The following is a 419-nucleotide window of genomic DNA, read 5'->3' on the forward strand; positions in this document are numbered from 1 at the left end:
GTAGTCTGCGGACACCATGCCTTTCGCCGGTTCTGCCTGAGCGGGTCGAGGAACCTAGCCAAAGCGACAGTTCAATACGCTCTCATCGATGACATTGCCGCTTTTCATGCAGTTATCCAGCGGCTGCACGGCGGCTGGCTGTTCCCGGGTTGCGGCGACAGGTAACAGGTCAGGCGCACGGATCGACGGCGCGGGTGCGGGGCTTGCCACCATTGTCGGTTCGCTGTCGATCACGGTGGTCTCTGGTTCAGGTGCAGGTCGCTCGACAGGTGGTGCAAGTGCCACCTTTGGGCTTCGCGCATGAGACACGACCAGCCCGGCCAGGCAACCCGCAACGATAAGGCCTGCCAGCCATAGCCAGTAGGGCCGCGACTTGCCCGGTCGAGCGCTAAGTTTACGGCTTGGATGCGCGCCCAGAA

The 419-nt window shown here is 62.5% G+C and carries 1 pseudogene; it reads right to left on the reverse strand.

Annotated elements, in window-relative coordinates:
• Positions 1-57: 57 nt before the first annotated feature.
• Positions 58-419 (reverse strand): annotated as a pseudogene (locus ALO43_RS30675) (hypothetical protein); the annotation flags it as partial.

The sequence above is a fragment of the Pseudomonas tremae genome (genome assembly GCF_001401155.1).
In the GTDB taxonomy this organism is placed as follows: Bacteria; Pseudomonadota; Gammaproteobacteria; order Pseudomonadales; family Pseudomonadaceae; genus Aquipseudomonas; species Aquipseudomonas tremae.